The 18,306-nt window shown below is 69.9% G+C and carries 17 protein-coding genes; 9 read left to right on the top strand and 8 right to left on the bottom strand.

Going from position 1 to position 18,306, the window contains the following annotated elements:
* Positions 1-81: 81 nt before the first annotated feature.
* A complete protein-coding gene (locus EV186_RS37320; protein ID WP_133854268.1) occupies positions 82-1,278 on the top strand; it encodes an MFS transporter in 1,197 nt (398 codons plus the stop codon).
* Here EV186_RS37320 and EV186_RS37325 read toward each other — a convergent pair.
* Complete coding sequence (locus EV186_RS37325; RefSeq protein WP_133854269.1) at positions 1,265-2,143, bottom strand: LysR family transcriptional regulator; 879 nt, start codon at positions 2,141-2,143, stop codon at positions 1,265-1,267. The two genes, EV186_RS37320 and EV186_RS37325, sit on opposite strands and share 14 nt — an antisense overlap.
* A gap of 79 nt (positions 2,144-2,222) precedes the next feature.
* Here EV186_RS37325 and EV186_RS37330 point away from each other — a divergent pair, with 79 nt between their 5' ends.
* The 4 genes from EV186_RS37330 (at position 2,223) to EV186_RS37345 (ending at position 5,542) form a co-directional block, all read left to right on the top strand.
* Entirely contained in the window at positions 2,223-3,101 is an 879-nt protein-coding gene (locus EV186_RS37330; RefSeq protein ID WP_133854270.1) for an EamA family transporter, read from the top strand.
* On the top strand, positions 3,098-3,700 hold the full coding sequence (locus EV186_RS37335) for an NAD(P)-dependent oxidoreductase (protein ID WP_133854271.1): 603 nt from the start codon (positions 3,098-3,100) through the stop codon (positions 3,698-3,700). The genes EV186_RS37330 and EV186_RS37335 overlap by 4 nt, the downstream gene beginning before the upstream one ends.
* Before the next feature lie 208 nt (positions 3,701-3,908).
* On the top strand, positions 3,909-4,724 hold the full coding sequence (locus EV186_RS37340; RefSeq protein WP_133854272.1) for a chitosanase: 816 nt from the start codon (positions 3,909-3,911) through the stop codon (positions 4,722-4,724).
* 53 nt (positions 4,725-4,777) lie between these two features.
* Positions 4,778-5,542: a polysaccharide lyase family 7 protein gene (locus tag EV186_RS37345; protein ID WP_243754526.1), complete on the top strand. Its 765-nt coding sequence runs from the start codon at positions 4,778-4,780 to the stop codon at positions 5,540-5,542.
* 1 nt (position 5,543) lies between these two features.
* Here EV186_RS37345 and EV186_RS37350 read toward each other — a convergent pair whose 3' ends face one another.
* Both EV186_RS37350 and EV186_RS37355 read right to left on the bottom strand, forming a co-directional pair.
* Positions 5,544-6,131: a hypothetical protein gene (locus tag EV186_RS37350; RefSeq protein ID WP_133854274.1), complete on the bottom strand. Its 588-nt coding sequence runs from the start codon at positions 6,129-6,131 to the stop codon at positions 5,544-5,546.
* Between the two features lie 70 nt (positions 6,132-6,201).
* Positions 6,202-7,374, bottom strand: coding sequence for an NAD(P)/FAD-dependent oxidoreductase (locus EV186_RS37355; protein WP_166659511.1), 1,173 nt, complete (start codon positions 7,372-7,374; stop codon positions 6,202-6,204).
* Positions 7,375-7,778: 404 nt separating this feature from the next.
* Between EV186_RS37355 and rox the strand changes: the two genes are divergently transcribed.
* Together rox and EV186_RS37370 are read left to right on the top strand one after the other, a co-directional pair.
* Positions 7,779-9,200, top strand: coding sequence for a rifampin monooxygenase (gene rox / locus EV186_RS37365; protein ID WP_133854276.1), 1,422 nt, complete (start codon positions 7,779-7,781; stop codon positions 9,198-9,200).
* A 227-nt stretch (positions 9,201-9,427) separates the two neighbouring features.
* The gene (locus EV186_RS37370; protein ID WP_133854277.1) at positions 9,428-10,405 is read left to right on the top strand and encodes a proline racemase family protein; all 978 of its coding nucleotides are present in this window, start codon (positions 9,428-9,430) and stop codon (positions 10,403-10,405) included.
* On the opposite strand, the gene EV186_RS37375 is transcribed toward EV186_RS37370, so the two are convergent.
* From EV186_RS37375 to idi, 4 genes are all read right to left on the bottom strand, one after another.
* On the bottom strand, positions 10,392-11,480 hold the full coding sequence (locus EV186_RS37375; protein ID WP_133854278.1) for a WD40 repeat domain-containing protein: 1,089 nt from the start codon (positions 11,478-11,480) through the stop codon (positions 10,392-10,394). The genes EV186_RS37370 and EV186_RS37375 overlap by 14 nt on opposite strands.
* A gap of 56 nt (positions 11,481-11,536) precedes the next feature.
* The gene (locus EV186_RS37380; protein WP_243754527.1) at positions 11,537-12,673 is read right to left on the bottom strand and encodes a family 2 encapsulin nanocompartment cargo protein terpene cyclase; all 1,137 of its coding nucleotides are present in this window, start codon (positions 12,671-12,673) and stop codon (positions 11,537-11,539) included.
* Positions 12,674-12,748: 75 nt separating this feature from the next.
* Positions 12,749-13,594 carry a geranyl diphosphate 2-C-methyltransferase gene (locus tag EV186_RS37385; RefSeq protein WP_133854279.1) on the bottom strand — a complete coding sequence of 282 codons (846 nt, stop codon included), beginning with the start codon at positions 13,592-13,594 and terminating at the stop codon, positions 12,749-12,751.
* A gap of 122 nt (positions 13,595-13,716) precedes the next feature.
* Positions 13,717-14,292, bottom strand: coding sequence for an isopentenyl-diphosphate Delta-isomerase (gene idi, locus EV186_RS37390; protein ID WP_133854280.1), 576 nt, complete (start codon positions 14,290-14,292; stop codon positions 13,717-13,719).
* A 271-nt stretch (positions 14,293-14,563) separates the two neighbouring features.
* Between idi and EV186_RS37395 the strand changes: the two genes are divergently transcribed.
* Together EV186_RS37395 and EV186_RS37400 are read left to right on the top strand one after the other, a co-directional pair.
* Complete coding sequence (locus tag EV186_RS37395; RefSeq protein WP_133854281.1) at positions 14,564-15,517, top strand: hypothetical protein; 954 nt, start codon at positions 14,564-14,566, stop codon at positions 15,515-15,517.
* 15 nt (positions 15,518-15,532) lie between these two features.
* Positions 15,533-16,921 carry a hypothetical protein gene (locus tag EV186_RS37400; RefSeq protein WP_133854282.1) on the top strand — a complete coding sequence of 463 codons (1,389 nt, stop codon included), beginning with the start codon at positions 15,533-15,535 and terminating at the stop codon, positions 16,919-16,921.
* Positions 16,922-16,930: 9 nt separating this feature from the next.
* Here the strand turns inward: EV186_RS37400 and EV186_RS37405 are convergent, their stop codons facing one another.
* On the bottom strand, positions 16,931-18,304 hold the full coding sequence (locus EV186_RS37405) for an AMP-binding protein (protein ID WP_133854283.1): 1,374 nt from the start codon (positions 18,302-18,304) through the stop codon (positions 16,931-16,933).
* Positions 18,305-18,306 lie beyond the last annotated feature (2 nt).

Consider the following 18,306-nt stretch of genomic DNA (forward strand, 5'->3'; position numbering starts at 1 on the left):
TGAGGAACTCCCGGTTCTTCACCGTATCCGGTGAAGCGCAAACCATTGGGAATCTGGCAGCGACCGGACAACGATGATCCGATGGGCATCCGGGCGTTCCGGTGGGTGTGGGGCGGCGAGACGGTCTCCATGGTCGGCGACGCGAGCTACACCGTCGTGTTCGCGTGGTTGGTGCTCTCGGTGACCGGGTCGCCGGCCGCGCTGGGCGCGGTGATGCTCGCCGTGACGATCCCGTCCGGGGTGCTCGTGCTGGTCGGTGGCGCGATCACCGACCGGTTCTCCGCGCGCGCGGTCATGCTCGTCACCCACCTCGTCCGCGGCGCGGCGATGGCCGTGCTGGCGGTGCTCGCGAGCGCCGGTGCCGTGCACGTCTGGCACCTCGTCCTGGTCGGCGTGGTCGTCGGCAGCGCGGACGCCTTCTTCGGCCCGGCCAGTGGCAGCATCCTGCCGAGCCTGGTGCCCGCGGCCGGCCTGCCGAGGGCGAACGCGCTGCTGGGCGCCTCAGAGCAGGTGAGCTTCCTGGTCGGCCCGGTCCTGGGCGGCGTGCTCGTGGCGGTGGCCGGCACCCCGTTCGCGATCGGCTTCAACGCGGTGACCTTCTTCGTGGCCGCGTTGTCGCTGTTCGCCGCGCCGCGCGCCGTTCCCGAGCCCGCCGAGCCGTTCTCGGTGCGTGCCGTGCTGCGCGAGATCGGCGCCGGTCTCGCCTACGCGCGGCGCAACGCCGAGGTCCGGATCGTGCTGCTGCTGGTGGCCGCGGCGACCCTGAGCTACAGCGGGTTGTTCAGCGTCGGACTGCCCGCCCTGTCGCGGACCTTCGGCAACGGCGCGGTCGTGCTCGGCGCGATGGTGTCGGCGTGGGGCCTCGGCCAGCTGGTCGGCACCCTCGCCGCCGCGGCAACCGGCCTACCGCGCCGGTGGGGGCTGCTGATCATCGGGATGACCGTTGTGGAGGGTGCGGCGTTCGCCGTCCTCGGGTTCGTCCCGCACTACCTCCTCGCCGTCGTCCTGTTGGCGTTGCTGGGCATCGGCGTCGCCTACGCCACCGACGTCGCGTTGCCGGCGTTCGTCCAGACCCGCACACCCGCGGCCATGCTCGGCCGGGTGAACAGCCTGATCGGCCTGCCGAGAGCCGCCCTCGCGCCGGTGTCGGTCGCGGGGCTGGGCCTGCTCGCGGCCCTCGATGTGCGCTGGGCCTTCCTCGCCGCGGCCGTGCCGATGCTGCTGGCCGGGATCGTGCTCGCGGTGAGCGGCAAGGCCAAGGCTCTCACCCTGCGGTGATCCCCAGTTCGTCCAGGAACGCGGTCGCCGCCGGGGTGAGCCCGAACCGGTTCCAGATCAGGTATTCCACCCGCGACGGTGCGTCGGTGACCGAGACCGTGACGACGTCGTCGGCGATGTAGGGCAAGTAGGCCGACGGGAGCATCGCGATGCCCAGGCCTTGGCGGACCAGCCGCACCATCAGGTCGGCCGCCGGAACCTCGAAGGCGACGTCGCGCCCGAGACCTGCCGCGGCGAAGGCCTGGTCGCTCTGCAGCCGGCCGCTCGACCCGGCCGGGAAGTCGACGAAGGTCTCCGAAGCCAGGTCGCGCAGGCCCACCTGCCGCGCCCCGGCGAGCTGGTGGTCGGGCGCGACGATCGCCACCAGCCGGCCCCGAGCCAGTTCGTGCACCCGAACCCCTTGGGGCTGCGTGGTTTCCGGCAACCCGAGGAAGGCGACTTCGAGCGTGCCCTGCCGGACCAGCTCGGTCAGCTCGGTGCTCGCGCCGACGCGCAGCCCGACCCGCACCCGCGGGTAGCGCCGACGGAACTCTTGCAGCACAGCGGGGATGTCCACGGCGGCGACGGTGGGGATGACGCCGACGGTGAGCCGTCCGCGCACCTCGCCGATGGCCGCGGCGACCTCGGCCGCGGCTCGCTCGGCGGCGTCGAGGCACTGCCGGGCCGCAGGCAGGAACGCCTCGCCGGCCGCGGTCAGCCGCACCCGGCGGCTCGTGCGTTCGAAGAGCCGGGCGCCGAGCTCGCGTTCGAGCCGGGCGACCTGGTGGCTGAGCGCGGACTGGACCACGAGGCAGCGCTCGGCGGCGCGGGTGAAGCTGTTCGTCTCGGCCACCGCGAGGACGTAGCGCAGCTGCTGGAGCTCCATGCATCCATCTTGAATCACGATGGATAACTTGACAAACATGTGTTGGACTCATGCATGCAGGTCAACCCACACTTGAAGCATGACGAACCGGACAAGCAAAACGCTGATCACGGCGCTCGCGCCGATGGTGTGGGGTTCGACCTACGTCGTCACCACCGAACTGCTCCCCGACGGCCACCCGCTCTTCGCCGGCTTGCTGCGGGCCCTGCCCGCCGGGCTGATCGCACTGGCGATCAGCCGCACCTTGCCCCGCGGCGCCTGGTGGGGCAAGGCCGCCGTGCTGGGCGTGCTGAACATCGGCCTGTTCATGTCGATGTTGTTCATCTCGGCCGAGCGGCTGCCCGGTGGCGTCGCGGCCACCCTCGGGGCGGTGCAGCCGCTGATCGTCGCCGTGCTGGCCGTGACGGTGCTCCACGACAGCCCGTCGGCGTGGCGGTTCGGCTGGGGCCTGGTGGGCGTGGCCGGAGTCGGCCTCGTGGTGCTCGGCCCGGCCGCGGCCTTCGACACCGCGGGCATCGTCGCGGGGGTCGTCGGTGCCGCGTCGATGGCGCTCGGCGTGACGCTCACCAAACGGTGGGGACGGCCAGCAGGGGTCAGCCCCACCGCGTTCGCCGGCTGGCAGTTGAGCGCCGGTGGCCTGTTCCTGGTGCCCGTCACCGCGTTCTTCGAAGGTGCACCACCCGCGATCGACCTGCCCGCCGTCGCCGGGTACCTCTGGCTGGGCGTGATCGGCGGCCTGATCGCCTACATCCTCTGGTTCCGCGGCATCACCACGCTGCCGGTCACCTCGGTGGCGGTGCTCGCGCTGCTGTCGCCGATCGTCGCGGCGCTGCTCGGCGTGATCGTGCTCGACCAGACCCTCGGTCCGGTGCAGCTCGCCGGGTTCGTGCTCGCCCTCATGTCCATCGTGGCCGGTCAGTTCCGCGGCCTGCCGGCCCGGAAGGTGGCCGTGACATGAAGATCACCGTCGTGGGCGCCACCGGCATGGTCGGCACGCAGGTGGTCGCCGAGGCCGCGCGCCGGGACCACGAGGTCACCGCCGTCTCCCGGACCGGGGCGGTTCGGGGCGATGCCACCGATCGCGAGCGGATGGTCGAATTGTTCGCCGACGCGGACGTGGTCGTGGGCGCGACCCGTCCCGCGCCCGGCCAGGAGCACACGGTGGTCGAGACGATCACGGCGCTGCTCGACGCGGCCGCCGCGACCGGGACCCGCATCCTGGTCGTGGGCGGCTCGGGTCCACTTCGGACGCCAGGTGAGCCGGGCCGGCTGGTGCGCGACAACCCGGAGTTCGTGCCGGCGCGGTGGCGGGGCTTCGCGGCCGCCAGTTGCGCGCAGTTCTCGGTTTGCCAGGAACACGGGGCCGACTGGACGTACCTCAGCCCGCCCGCCGTCCTCGAGCCCGGCGACCGCACCGGCGGCTACCGCCGCGGCACCGACACCTTGCTGGTCGCGCCGGACGGCAGCTCCCGGATCTCGGCGGCGGACCTGGCCGTGGCGATCCTCGACGAGCTGGAAACGCCTTCGCCGCACCGGCACTTCACCGTTGCGTACTAGTGCCATTCGTGGTCGAGACTCCGCATTCGCCCACGTGAACGGCGTTGTGGCAGTCGGGCACTAATTTGGAAAGACTCTTGACTAATGCGGTTCGGGCACGGTTCACTCGGAGCTGCTCGCCACCGGGAGTGTCCGATCGGGAACTCTCGGTGTGCGGCAACGACTTTGATCGCGGAGTCGGGGACTCCTCGCCACAAGGAGATGTTCCATGATCCGTTCCACCGTTGTGCGCAGCGCGGTCGCCGCCGCGGCCGCGCTGTGTCTGACCGTCGCGCTGGGCCTGACCGCCGCACCCGCGTCCGGCTCACCGACCGCGGGCGGGCTCGACGACCCCGCCAAGAAGGAAATCGCGATGGAACTGGTGTCCAGCGCGGAGAACTCCTCGCTGGACTGGCGGGCGCAGTTCGGCTACATCGAGGACATCGGCGACGGCCGCGGCTACACCGGCGGCATCATCGGGTTCTGCTCGGGCACGCACGACATGCTCGAACTGGTGCGGGAGTACACCAAGCGCGAGCCCGGCAACATCCTCGCCAAGTACCTGCCGGCGCTGGAGGACGTCGACGGCTCCGACTCGCACGACGGCCTCGACCCGGGCTTCGCCGACGACTGGGCGACCGCGGCCGACGACCCGGTCTTCCAGCAATCCCAGGAGTACGAACGGGATCGCGTCTACTTCGACCCGGCCGTCGCCCAGGCCAAAGAGGACGGTCTGCGCACGCTGGGCCAGTTCGCCTACTACGACGCGATCGTGATGCACGGCGACGGCGACGACCCGACGAGCTTCTCGTCGATCCGCGCCCGGGCCATGCAGAACGCACAGACCCCCGCGCAGGGCGGCGACGAAGCGACGTACCTCAACGCCTTCCTCGACGCCCGGGTGTGGGCCATGAAGCAGGAAGAAGCGCATTCGGACACCAGCCGGGTCGACACCGAGCAGCGCGTGTTCCTCGACGAGGGCAACTTCGACCTGGACCCGCCACTGCGCTGGCACGTCTACGGCGACCCGTACGAGATCGACTAGCCGCACCTTCAACAGGACGGGGAGAGACAATGGCGTTTCCTGCAAGGACATCCGTGCCCGCCGTGTTGCTCGGCGCGCTGGCGTTGTTCGGCTCGGCCACGGCCGCGGCTTCGCCCACTGTGGACAGTCTGGATCCGACGGTCGCGCCCGGCGGCAACTTCGACCTCGGGGTCTGGGAGCTGCAGCTGCCGATCGGCTCGCCCGGCAGCCCGACCACGATCCGCTCCAGCGACCTGGTCGGCGCCGACGGGTACACCAACCCGGCGTACTTCTGGACCGACAAGAACGACGGCTCGATGACGTTCTGGGATCCGGAGAAGGGTGTCACGACCCCGAATTCGAACTACGCGCGCAGCGAACTGCGGGAGATGAACCGCGACGGCAGCGCCGCGGACTGGTCGCTGTCCGGCACGCACCGGCTGTCCGCGGAGCTGCGGGTGGTGTCGGTGACGAAGAACGTGTGCGTGGGCCAGATCCACCTCGGCTCCGGCGGCTCGTCGACCAAGCCGCTCATCGAGCTGTACTACCACTCGAACGGCGACGTCGTGCTGGGCACGGAGAACTCACCGGACGGCGGCCAGACGACCCACTACCTGACCAACGTGCCGATGGGCCAGCACTGGACCTACACCCTCGCCGTGGAGAACGACCAGATCAAGGTGACGGTCAACGGCCACACCACGACCTACCCGATCCAGGGCGGCTTCTACGACTACCGCCAGTACTTCAAGGCAGGCGACTACAACCAGAGCGCGTCGGACAGCACCAGCAACGGCGCCAAGGTCAAGTTCTACTCGCTGACCGTCAGCCACGGCTGACTCAGGGCGGTGGCCAGTCGGGCGGGGCCTGCAGGTCGGGACCGTTGGCCTGGATCTGCTGGATGAACGGGTCGAACGCCGACGTGTTCCCGCCCTGGGTCTTCCTGAGGTAGTAGTTGCGGACGATGTCACCTTGCTGCTCGAAGTTGAACGACTCGATGCCCTTTCCCTGGGCGGTCGCCGCTCGCAGCCCGTCGTCGCCGCCGTAGTCGTAGTTCCCGGCCGCGGCGGCGACGGCGAGCTGGTCCAGCCGGTAGCCGTGCTGGTACTGCCACTGGTGGGTCAGCTCGTGCATCAGCCAGGGCAGGTAGCGGGGATCGTTCTTGGACAGCGTGCCGGGCGGGAAGTTGATCACGCCGGGGGTGCTGATGGCGTTGTCTTCCTTGACCGCACCGAGGAAGCTGTCGTCGTTGACCTGGATGGCGTCGAGGTTCAAGCTGTTGCCGAAGATCGCGCGCGCCGCGGCTTTCTCCTGCTCGGTCAGGCCGCGTTCGACCGGTGGCCACTGCCCGGCGTCCTGCAGGCGGCTGTGTGTGGCGTCCACGATGTTCTGCCAGCCGGCAACCTGGGCTCTGGCCGTGTCGTTCACGCGCTGGACTGTCCGCTACGCCGGTACACGTGGCCTCCAGCGCGGATACAGCGCCTTCGCCGGCGAGGCGTCACTCGGTGACGAGTGCCTCGCGCAGCGGCGCCCGGGCGATCACCAGCTTGCGCAACCGCGGGCCGGCCTTGGGCAACCCCCACGTCAGCGCGGCCGCCACCCGGCCGTCCTTCTCGTACACCGCGGCGAACGAACCGCTCTCCGGTTCGCCTCGCACCACATGGAGTTCCGCCTCCGGGCACGGGTGGCCGTGCACCTGGATCTTCACGTCGTACTGGTCGGTCCAAAAGAACGGCACGGGGGCGAACGGCGTGTCCGCGCCGAGCAGGCAAGCGGCGGCGGCCGCACCTTGTTCGGTGGCGTTCATCCGGTGCTCGATCCGGATCGAGCCCAGCTCGGGGTGCTCCCACCGGGCCACGTCCCCGGCCGCGACCACGCCGGGCGCGGCGCGGCAGAAGGCATCGCAGAGCACGCCGTCGCCCAGCGGCACCCCGCTCTCGTGCAGCCAGCCGGTGTTCGGCGCGGCGCCGATGGCCACCAGCACCAGGTCGGCCGGTTCGGTGTCGCCGCGGTCGAGGGTCACGCCGGTGACCCGGCCGCCCGCGTGGGTCAGGCCGCGCACCCCGTTGCCGCAGCGGACGCGGACGCCGTGGCGGGTGTGCAGGCCGGCGACCAGTTCGCCCAGTTGCTTGCCGAACGGGCCGGCCAGCGGCACCGGGAGCGGGTCGATCAACGTGACCCGGCAGTCGAACCCCGTGGCCGCGGCGGCGATCTCGGTGCCCAGGAACCCGGCACCCACCACCACGACGGTCCCGGCTTCCCGCAGGCCCGCGCGCAGGGCGAGCGCGTCGTCGACCGTGCGGAGCAGGTGGACGCCCTCGAGCCCCTGGGCGTGGGGCAGCGGTCGCGGCGCGACGCCGGTGGCGATCACCAGTCCGTCGTAGGGGAGGGTCCGGTCGTCTTCGAGCGTCACGACCCGGGCACCGGTGTCCAGCGCGGTGGCCTGCGCACCCAGGACCCACTGAGCGCCAAGCGTTTCCGACTTGCGGAAGGCGATCTTCTCGGGCTCCCACTCGCCCCGCAAGACCTGTTTGGACAGTGGGGGACGGTCGTACGGGTGGTGCGGTTCGGCGCCGACGATGGTCAGCTCGCCGTGGTAGCCGTTGCGCCGCAACGAGTCGGCCGCCGCGAGCCCGGCCGCCGACGCCCCGACGACCACAACGTGCTCCACTATCCGTCCACCTCTATCGTGATCCCATCCTCGGCGCGCTGGTCGAACACCTCGGGCGCGACCGGCACGCATTGCCTCGATGGTACGCAATTGTCTTGATCCACGGTGATTTTCATGACGTTCACCACCCGGCGGACCAACCGTCCACTCTGGACACTGGGACGGCGACCGGCGGGAATGCCTGTCATCGGCCCCCTGTCGCGCGCCGAACGGACGTCAGATGATCGCTACCCACAGTAGGGGATCGAATGCCGCTTGTGCACGACCGAGTGGCCGATGCCACCGGGATGGAGTAATCAGACCTGCGGATATATCGCTTGCGGCCCGTTCCGGGGGTGCCGGACCATGAGCGGCCGCTGGACGTCGGTGACGTGCGGCTACTGGGCGGACGAGAATGGTGGTTCATGTTCGATGTGATCATCGCCGGGTGCGGGCCGACCGGCGCGATGCTGGCGGCGGAACTACGGCGGCACGACGTGCGGGTACTCGTTCTGGAGAAGGAGACCGAGCCCAAGTCGTTCATCCGCATAGTCGGTCTGCACATCCGCAGCATCGAACTGCTGGCGATGCGTGGCCTGCTGGACCGCGTCCTCGAGCACGGGAGACGGCGTCCGGCCGGCGGCTTCTTCGCCGCCATCAACAAACCCGCCCCCGCGGGCCTGGATTCGGCGCACGCCTACCTGCTGGGCATCCCGCAGCCGGTCGTCGAGCGCCTGCTCGAAGAACACGCGGTCGAGCTGGGCGCGCAGGTCCGCCACGGTACGGCGGTGGTCGGCTTCGAGCAGGACGACGAGGGCGTGACCGTCGAGCTGGCCGACGGGGAACGGCTGCGCACGCGCTACCTCGTCGGCTGTGACGGCGCGCGCAGCACGGTGCGCAAGCTGCTCGGCGTCGGCTTCCCCGGCGAACCCTCGCGGACCGACACGCTGATGGGCGAGATGGAAGTGGGGGCGCCGCAGGAGGAGATCACCGCCAAGGTGGCCCAGGTCCAGGAGCTCCACAAGCCGTTCTGGCTCAGGCCCTTCGGCGGCGGGGTCTACAGCGTCGTCGTGCCTGCCGCGGGCGTCAGCGACCGCGCGGAGCCGCCCACCATCGAGGACTTCCGGCACCAGCTCCAGGCCATCGCCGGAACCGATTTCGGCGTGCATTCCCCGCGCTGGCTGTCCCGCTTCGGCGACGCCACCCGGCTGGTCGACCGGTACCGGGTCGGGCGGGTGCTGCTGGCCGGCGATGCGGCGCACATCCACCCACCGACTGGCGGTCAGGGCCTGAACCTGGGCATTCAGGACGCGTTCAACCTCGGCTGGAAACTGGCCGCCCACCTGCGCGGCTGGGCACCGGAGAACTTGCTGGACACCTACCAGGCCGAACGCCATCCGGTCGCCGCGGACGTGTTGGACAACACTCGCGCCCAGATGGAACTGCTGTCCACCGAACCGGGCCCGCAGGCCGTGCGCCGGCTGCTCACCGAGCTGATGGACTTCGACCAGGTGAACCAGTACCTGATCGAGAAGATCACCGCGGTCGGCATCCGCTACGACTTCGGCGAGGGCCCTGACCTGCTTGGCCGCCGCCTGCGCGACCTCGACCTGAAACAGGGCAAGCTCTACGAGCAGTTGCACCAGGGCCGCGGCCTGGTACTCGACCGCACCGAGCGGCTGAGCGCCGGAGGCTGGTCGGACCGGGTCGACCTCATCGCCGATCCCACCGCGGCGCTGGACGCTCCAGCCGTCCTGCTTCGTCCGGACGGGTACGTGGCCTGGATCGGCGAGGACCAGCAGGACCTGGACGACCACCTCACCCGCTGGTTCGGCAAGCCCGCCTGAGCAACCGAAGGCGAAGGCCACAAGCGAGACCAAGCCACCAAGGCCACGAACCCACCAGGCCAAACCACCATCGACGGCGGCCGTGGGTTCGGTTTTACGCGGGGCACGGCGGCCGTACGCTGTCCGGCAGGCAAGGGCAGCACCGCCTGCCCCTTGTTTCGCGCTTGCCGGCCGCCGTGGGGGTCCCCGTGTCAAACCGAACCCACCCACAAGGCCCTGGAGGTCCCGTGCAGCCGGTGCGAACCATCGACTACCACACGGCGGGCGAGCCGTTCCGGATCGTGCTCGACGGGGTGCCCGAGATCGCCGGTGCGACCGTGCTCGAGCGTCGGGCGACCGCGCAGGCGTCACCTTCGATCGACGCCGTGCGCCGGTTGCTGGTGCAGGAGCCACGCGGGCACGCCGACATGTACGGCTGCTTCTTGGTGCCGCCCGACGACGACGGCGCCGCGTTCGGGGTGCTGTTCTGGCACAAGGACGGCTACTCGACGGCGTGCGGGCACGGCACGATCGCGCTCGGGGCGTGGGCGGTGGCCAGTGGCCGAGTGCCCGCGGGCACCACCGAGGTCCCGATCGACGTGCCGTCCGGGCGGGTCGTCGCGCGCGTGCACCCCGATGGTGGGGTGTCGTTCCGCAACGTCGCGTCGTACGTGCTGGCCCGGGACGTCGAGGTCCGGACCACGCGTGGTTCGGTTCGGGTGGATGTCAGCTATGGCGGGGCGATCTACGCGTCCGTTCCGGCGTCGTCGCTCGGGCTTGCCGTCACGCCGGAGCACCACGTCGACCTGATCGCCATCGGCCGGGAGATCAAGTGGGCGCTCAACGAGACCGAGTGGGCGCACCAACGCGGTGACTCCCGGCTCGACGGCGTCTACGCGACGATCCTCTACGACGACCTCGGGCAGGTCGCCGACGGGCCGCACCAGCGCAACGTGGCGGTGTTCGCCGACGGTCAGCTCGACCGATCACCTTGTGGCTCGGGGACTTCCGCGCGGATGGCCGTGCTGGCCGCGGACGGCCGGCTGACCGAAGGCCAGGTGCTGGTGCACGACTCGATCATCGGGACGCGGTTCACCGGGCGGCTCGTCGGCTCCGGACCGGACGGGGTGCTGACCGAGATCACGGGCAGCGCCTTCGCCACGGGCGAGAGCGTGTTCCGGCTCGATCCCGCGGACCCGCTCGGCACGGGGTTCACCTTGCGGTGACCGGCACGACCACCCGGTTGACGCCGTCCTCAACCCGCACATGCTTGCCGTCCACGTCGAGGAACAGGAAGTTCTGGTCGCGCACGCCGGGGTGGTCGAGGATCGCGGTCGCGCCGCCGGGCAGTGGGTAGGTCTGGCTCACTCGCGCGGCCCCGGCGAGCGCCCAGCGGCCACCGGTGAGCCGGTACTGGTCGGCGTCCAGCAGGTCGTTGTCCTTGGCCTGGTAGTACACGTTCAGTGAACCGTCCGCGGCCCACCACATGTCGCCGACGTAACCGTCGCGGACCTTGCACCTCTTGCCCGGCGGTGTGTGCACCGGCGCCGTTCTTCCCTTGCCGGACTTGACGTCCACGGTGGTGACCGTGGCGCATGTCTCGTCGTCGTCACCGGACAGCGCCACGGTCTTGCCGTCCGGGCTGAACGCCGCGTCGCGGATGGCGTCGGTCCGGCCGGGCGCCAGCTTGCGTGCCGTGCCGTCCGGCGTGACCAGGTACGCCGGGCCGGTGTCGAACGACAGCGTGTCGGGGAACGCGGCGAGCACCGCGCCGTCCGTGCCCGCGAGCAGGTGCGGTTTCGCCGTGTCCCAGGTGTTCTTCCAGGTGGGCAGGGCCTTCGCCGACTTCTTGGGCGGGCCCGGCGCGGCCAGGTCGAGGCTCATCAGGTGCTCGTCCTTGCCGACCCAGGCCACCGTGGCCGCGCCGATCGGCACGACCGCCTGGCACAGGCACTTCAGGGACCGGTCGCCGCACCCGTCGCACGGCACCTGGGTGATCTTCCCGGTCGCGGCCGCGATGGCGGTGATCGTGTCGCCGACGAGGTCGAACACGTAACGCCCGTCGGTGGTGAACGCGGGATCGGTGGCGATGACGCCGATCTGGGTGCGGCCGACCTGCCGCGTTCCGTTCATCAGCACCATGTCACCGGTGGAGTCCACCACGCTCTGCCCGAAGTGGACGGTCCGGTAGGCGAAGATCCGCTGCGGCACCGGTTTGGCGGCAGGTGCCGCGACCTCCGGGCCACAGCCCACCACCACCGCTGCTACCGCCACCACCGCACCCACGATCGACGCCTTCACCGCACCAGCCAATCAAAGCCTTGTCCGAGGCGGCGGGGCGTGGCACGGTCCTGCCATCAGGCCGACCGGTAGCGCGGGTTGGTGATGTGCCACTCCGCGCCGCCGCCCATCCAGGAGCGCACGGCGCGCAGGTAGCGGTGCAACTGCGGCGACGGCACCGAGCGCAGCGCCCGCCGGTTCGCCTCGAAGTCGCGGACGATCCGGTTGTGCAGCTCGACCGTCACCACCGTGGCCTCCTCGATCGAGCAGTCCCGGTCCGCCGCGATCTGCAGGACCATGTTGCACACCGGGTTCTCGTCGGCCGCGTCCTTGGCCACCGACACCAGGTCGTTGACCAGCACGGTCGCCGTGCCCGCCTGGGTCACCGCCTCGCGCACCCTGGGCTCGTAGAACAGGTTCGCGTCCAGTTCGTAGCCGCCGACGGGGTCGATCAACGTCATCGACGTGTAGAAGCTGTCGTGCTGGCGGGTGGCCAGGTACTTCCACGCCGGCGGGTAGGTGCCGGTGTGCCGCCAGGCCGCGTAGGCGTTCCAGCTGACGAACATGGCGAACGTCGCGTAGCAGGCGCGTTGGACCTGCGCGGGCGAAGCGTGCCGGGACAGGTGGGCGATGCCGGAGTCCAACGCCACCAGCACGGGATCACCGCGCAGGGCCTCGTCGAGTTCGGCGGTGAACACGCCGGCCGGGGCGACCGGGTCCATCGCCGCCATCACCAGGGCCAGGCGCGGTGGCAGTTCGGTCGGCGAGGCCCCCATCTCGGTGTCGTCGGCGTAGAGGTCGTCGGCGGCCCACCACGCGGCGTTGAGCTGCGCGGCGATGAGCAGCCGGTCGGGGTCCACGGTGTCGGAGTGGGTGAGCACCGCGAGCCGCCCGAACCCGGCGGCACGCATCAGGTCGCTCTGCTCCTCGGTGAACCCGCAGTCCTTGGCCCAGTCGACCAGCCGGTCGTCCACCGCCTCGGCCAGCGCCGGGTCGACGCGGTCGACCACCGGGCAGTGCAGCGGCGGCGCGGTGCCGTCGCCCCATTCCCGTTCCACGTAAGCGGATTTGTCGTCGGGCTCGTGGGTGATGCGGGCCGCGGACGTGCCGAGGCCGGACGGGCCCGGCAGCGGCGGAAGCGATGCCGTCACGACCGACGGGCAACCCTTGGTGGGGACGGAGCCGGAGGCGGCCGAGCTGATCGTGTCCGTCATCGCTTTCCTTAGGAGGAGGGGACGCGGGGAGCGGCGGGCTCCCCGCGTCCGGTATTTGCGCGTCCCGCTTGGGTGTCAGATCCGGTCGGCGGCGATGAGCAGGTAGTGGAAGCTGCCCTCCTTGTACGCGGTCAGGAACGGCTCCTCCACGCCGCTGGCCACCGACGACTTCGCCCGCAGCTCCCAGTACGGGATGGTCGCCGCGGTCAGGTCGACCACGTTGATGGGCACGAAACCGTTGGCGGCCAACGCCTTGAAGTACTCGCTGCGCGGGTGGATGTTGCAGATGTAGTGCTGGTCGATCTGGCTGACCGCGCGCGACCGGCCGCCGGTCACGTCGTTGTAGCAGCCGGTGATGCACACGTACCGCCCGCCGAGCGGGATCAACCGGGCGAACTCGGCGAAGAGCTGGTGCAGGTCCACGTACATCGTCGTCTCGTTGGTCCAGATCCCGCGCATGGCACCGGTCTCGAACCCGGTGTCCAGCATGTTCTTGAAGTGGAACCGGACCCGGTCGGCGACACCGCGTTGCCGTGCCTGCTCGTTGGCGAACCGGACCTGCTCCTCGGAGATCGTCACGCCGTCGACCCGGCAGCCGAAGCGCTGGTTGGCCATGAAGCTGGTGCCGCCGCGCCCGGACCCGCCGTCCATCAGCCGATCGGTCGCCTCGATCGCGCCGAGGTGGTCGAGCAGCACGTCGGCCTGCGCCGTTTCGAGGCGGTGCATTTCCTCGATGACCGCGTCCTCGCCCGCGTCCAGCACCGCCGGATCGTATTCACCGATGCCGTAATGGTGGTGGTAAAGGCCGTCGACCTCACCCAATCGCATGTTGACCGGGGCCTTCTCGTTGTTCCAGTACGACGCGACCGACTGCTGGTAGTCGGTGCGCAGCACCGGTTTCTGCTGGCTTGCGGTGGTCATCCTGCGGGCTCCTCAAGTGGTGCGATCGACGTTCGGCGAATGGCCGTCATCGAGCCTGGCAGTTCTCGTCGGCGCCGGGCAATACTGCGCAAGAGCGATCAACCGGGACACAAATGGGTGACTCATTGCGGCAAGGATTCACCGCTCACCCTCGGATATCGCGCGGCCGCCGCGACCTGCAGAACCCCCGGCAGCCACGGCGTGTACGAATCCGGATCGCGGGCCAGATCACTCTGCAGGAGCGCCGAATCCGTCCACCAAATGGACGCCACTTCCACCGGATCGGGTGTCGGCAGCGAGCCGGTGAGCACACCCACGAGGACGTGGTCCCATTCGTGTTCGACCCGTCCGGTCGCTTCGTCGACGGCCCGGTACCGGTGCACGCCGACCTCTACCAACGTCGGCGTGTCGTCGCGGTCCATCCCGAGTTCCTCGGTGAGGCGCACGCATGCCGCTTCGGCCACGGCTTGCCCGGGTTCGGGGTGACCGCAACAGGTGTTGGACCACAACAGGGGAAAACGGGTCTTGACGGCCGCGCGTTGCTGGAGCAGAACGCGGCCGTCCGGGTGGTAGAGCAGGACGGAAAAGGCGCGGTGCCGGCGTCCTGGGGCGGTGTGCGCCTCGGCAACCGTGCACGCACCCGCGGCGGCGCCGGTGTCGTCGACGAGTTCGACGAACAACCGTTCGCGGTCGGTCATGCCGTCGAGCCTGGCAGGCTCGCGCGCACGGACACCATCCGCCACCAGGGGCGCCGCCCATCCCCAATGGGTGATCCGAGCGAGGTTTCCGGTGTCTCGGCGTGACAATCCGCGCAAATAGGTGACACCATTTCTTGATCCGCCCCCGTCGCATGCGGATTGGGCACCGCAATCTGCACCGGATCGTTCCTGATGGGGCACACCGCGACAAACCTTCTGAGCTGATAATTGCTGGTCTGCGCATTTCACGGTCGCGAAGGGGATGAGCGGTATGGAGGACGCGGAGAGCGTGGTCGTGTCGGTCCGCCACGTGGTGGAGACCGGACGGGCCGAGGAGTGGTTCGCCGCCGTGTGCGACGCCTTCGACTGGTGCGGCGGGGATTGGGCGGTGTTGAAGGGTTTGCTGGCGACCGCGGCGGGGGAGCGGTCGTTCGGCAGCGAGGTCGCCGAGACCTTCGTGGAGTTCGTCGAGCAGCACGTGGCGGATCCGATGGGTGTGCTCACGCAGCTGTGCGAGCGGCGGGAGGAGTTGCCGCGGTGGTACGCGGAATTGGTCGGGCGGCTGGATCAGGAGGCACCCGCCGAGCACCTCGAGGAATGGGACGACGTGACCGCCGCGCAGTGGTACACGCACCTGACGACGTCGAACGACTGGGCGGGCTGGGCCGGTGGCGGCGCGGCGGAGTGGGCGGAGTTCAAGGAGTGGTTCCTGTACTTCGCCGAGCAGCAGCAGGTCCGGGACTACGCCTCGTTGTTGCTGGCGCGGGTGGAGCGCGACGCGGGCGGGTACACGGCCGGGTTCGCCAACCTCGGCATCGAAACCGCCGCGTCGGCACCCGAACCGGAGGTCGCGGCGGGTTGGGGTGAGCGGACCGCCGCCCGGTACGCGGAACTTACCAGCGGCAAGGGCTGGGGCGGGTGGACCGGCGAGGACGAGCACTGGGACCTGTTCACCCAGTGGTTCCTCTACTACGCCGCCGAAGACGGCGACCACGACGATGCCGCCGCCTTCCTCGCTGCCGTCGAAGCCAGCGCGGACAAGGTCAACGCCTTCGCCGAGTTCGGCATCGCGGTCGCCCCTCGGCCGGCCGCGGCGCCGGGCGAGGCGACCGCCGCTTCCCCGGTCAGTGCCGAGGAACTCGCGCAGTTCGGGATCACCGAGGCCGACCTGGCCGCGGCCGACCGGGGGTTCGAGGCCCTGCTGGGCGGCCCCTCGACCGAGTAGATTGCGAGCGATCAAATGGAAGAAAAGAAGCTGTACTCGACCCGGGTGGACGAACAGAAGCTCGTCACGTGGGACGGTGACCAATACGGGGTCATCATGTCCGAGCTGAGCCATTCCGAGCAAGGTGGGGAGCCGGTCTACTACCTCATAAAGACCTTTGGCAGGGGCACGGCCAAGGTACCTGTACGCGACGTCAAGTTCATCGCGGACGATGACTTCGAGCAGAAGCGCCGCGCTGAGGAGTTTCGCGACAACAACAAGCCGAAGAAGCCCCCGGCCAAGAAGGCAGCGAAACCGCGACCGGTAGCGCCCGAGGGGATCGATCTCGCCAAGTACCTCGCGGGCATCGAGGTCGGCAAGCACGACACGGCGCTGTCCTACATCACGGCGGTCGTGGTGCGGGCCCGCGCCGAATCCGGCGCCAAATTCTCCGCGGAGAACGTGGGAATACTCTTCGACCAGTACGTCGCGTGGGCGAACGGGAACGACAAGCCGATCGCGGGAATCGATCCGACGAACCTCTTGGCCAGGATCGAGGGCGAGCTGTACCACATCGAAGGCGACACGATGCACAAGCACAGCCCGTTCGGCAGCGCCGAAAAAGAAGCGGACGCCCTGGATTCGGGGTTCCTCAAAGCGAGCTCGGTCGCCAAGGCCGTCGAAGCGCAGTACGTGGGCCGGTACGCCTACCACACCACGTCATTCACCAACCTGTACCTGATCGCGCGCAACGGCCTGCGGCGTGACTTCGGCGGTACGCCCGGCGGATCCTGCTACCTGGCCGAAAACGCCGCGCAACGGGACAACTCCATCCAGCACTCGAAGGACGTGATCGCGGCCGGCCTCACCCGCCAGGTCATGAACACGTATGGCAACCAGCGCGAAAACCGCGCCGACGAGGTCGTCGACGACGACGCGCTGGCCCGGCGGAGGAACCGGCGCGCGCCGCAAGCCGACCTGGACGAGCGCGGCGTGCTCCTCCGGTTCAAGATCAAGGCAACGCACCTCTGGGTGGCCGACCCACAGGACGGCCGTGCGGTGCTCCTCAAGAACAGCGACGTCCCCGCGGCCGAGCTCGAGTGCCTCACCGAGGACGGCTGGGTCGGGTTGGGCCAGCTCTCGGCGCTCGGGGAGGCGTTGGGCTACGGGCAACAGCCGGACGGCGGCGAGGAGTTCCAGGTCTTCCTTCGCCAGTCCGAACGGGTGCTGTGGCGGCTGGACAACGTGCCCACCGACAACGACATCCTGGAAGGGCGGGCTTTCATCAAGCGAGGCATGGCGCTGGGCGGCAAGTTCGCCACCAGCGAGGCGGCGCAGGCGCAGCTCCAGGTGATCATCAACCAGCTCACCGACCGGCTCTCGCGGTTGCCGGACCCGGATCGCGCCACGAACGAGAAGGACTGAGCGGCGCGGTCAGTCGACGAGCGCGCCCAGCAGGTCGCTGGTGTAGCGCTGGGGTTTGGCGTCGCCGGCGAGGTCGGCGACGACCACGCGCAGCGGTACATCCCCGAGCAGGCTGCGGACGGCGGCGGCCGCCGGAGGGGCGTCGACCTGGTGGAGGGTCAAGGTCACGGAGCTGTCGGCGTCCTGGTGCAGTTGCCACGCCGCGAGCCCCAGCGGGGACAGCACGTGGGTCAGTTCGATCGAGTTGACCCACGAGCTGTCGTGCGCGCGGAACCGCACCGGGTCGCGGCCCTCCAGGTCGACCAGCACCAGCCCGTCGTCGCGCTCTTCCAACGCGGCCTGGTCGCCGGTGCGGTAGCGCAGCAACGGCAGCAGCGGGTTCTCGTCGCAGGTCACGACGATCTCGCCGCGCACGCCCGGCGGGCACGGGTTCCCTTCCGCATCAAGGATTTCCACGTACAGGCGGCGCGGCAGCAGGCGGTGGTCCCCGGAGTCGGCACGCCACGCGATCAGCCCGGCCTCGGTGATGCCGTACACGTCGACCACCGGGCAGCCGAATCGTGTGGCCAACCGGTCGGCGAGGCCCCTGCCGAGGCCCATCGCGCCCGACACGACGGCTCGCGGCCGGTGCGTCAACGGCAGCTCGGCCAAGCGAGCCAACGAGATCGGGTTGCCGCTGACGACCTGCGGCGCGCAATCGTCGAGGAACGCGACCACGTCGCCGGGTGTGCGCCAGCCCGGCTCGTGCAGGTTCACCTTCAGCAGGCCCGCACCGCCGAGGTAGGCCGACGCGGAGGCGAACTGGTAGGCCACCGGCTGGTGGTAGACGTTCACCAGCGCGACTTCGCCGGAACCGTCGAACGCCACACCGAGCTGAGCCAGGACGTGTTGCAGCACCGGCAGATCGAGCGCGCAGAACTCGGGCGTCATCGGCACGGTCGCGGCCGGCCCGCGCGAACCCGAGGTCCGGTACACGATCAGGTCCGACAGGCCGGCGTCGTCCGGGACGTGTTCGTCCACTCTGGACAGCAGGTCGTTTCGGGTCATTGGCGTGAGCTCGGCGAACGAACGGGGCCGGGCGCGCCGGTAGCGTGGCACGGTCTCGTGCACCCGCTCGACCAACTCGCCCACCCACGCGGGCGGCTCGCCCGGGTGCCACGACACCGGGTCGGCGAGCCGGGCGCGGTAGTCGAGCAGCGAAGCGACCGCGGCGGGGGAGAGCCGATCACCGCACTCGTGGTTGTACCGCGGCGCACGGGGATGCGTGCGCAGCCGCTCGATCCTCGCGCGTGCGGCCGGGTCCAGCGCCGGCCAGCGTTCGGCGTCGGTGAGAGCGGTCGCCGCCATCGGCTGGTAGTCGGGTACGGGGTAGTCGGGTCGCATGA

Source organism: Labedaea rhizosphaerae, assembly GCF_004362825.1.
Taxonomy (GTDB): domain Bacteria; phylum Actinomycetota; class Actinomycetes; order Mycobacteriales; family Pseudonocardiaceae; genus Labedaea; species Labedaea rhizosphaerae.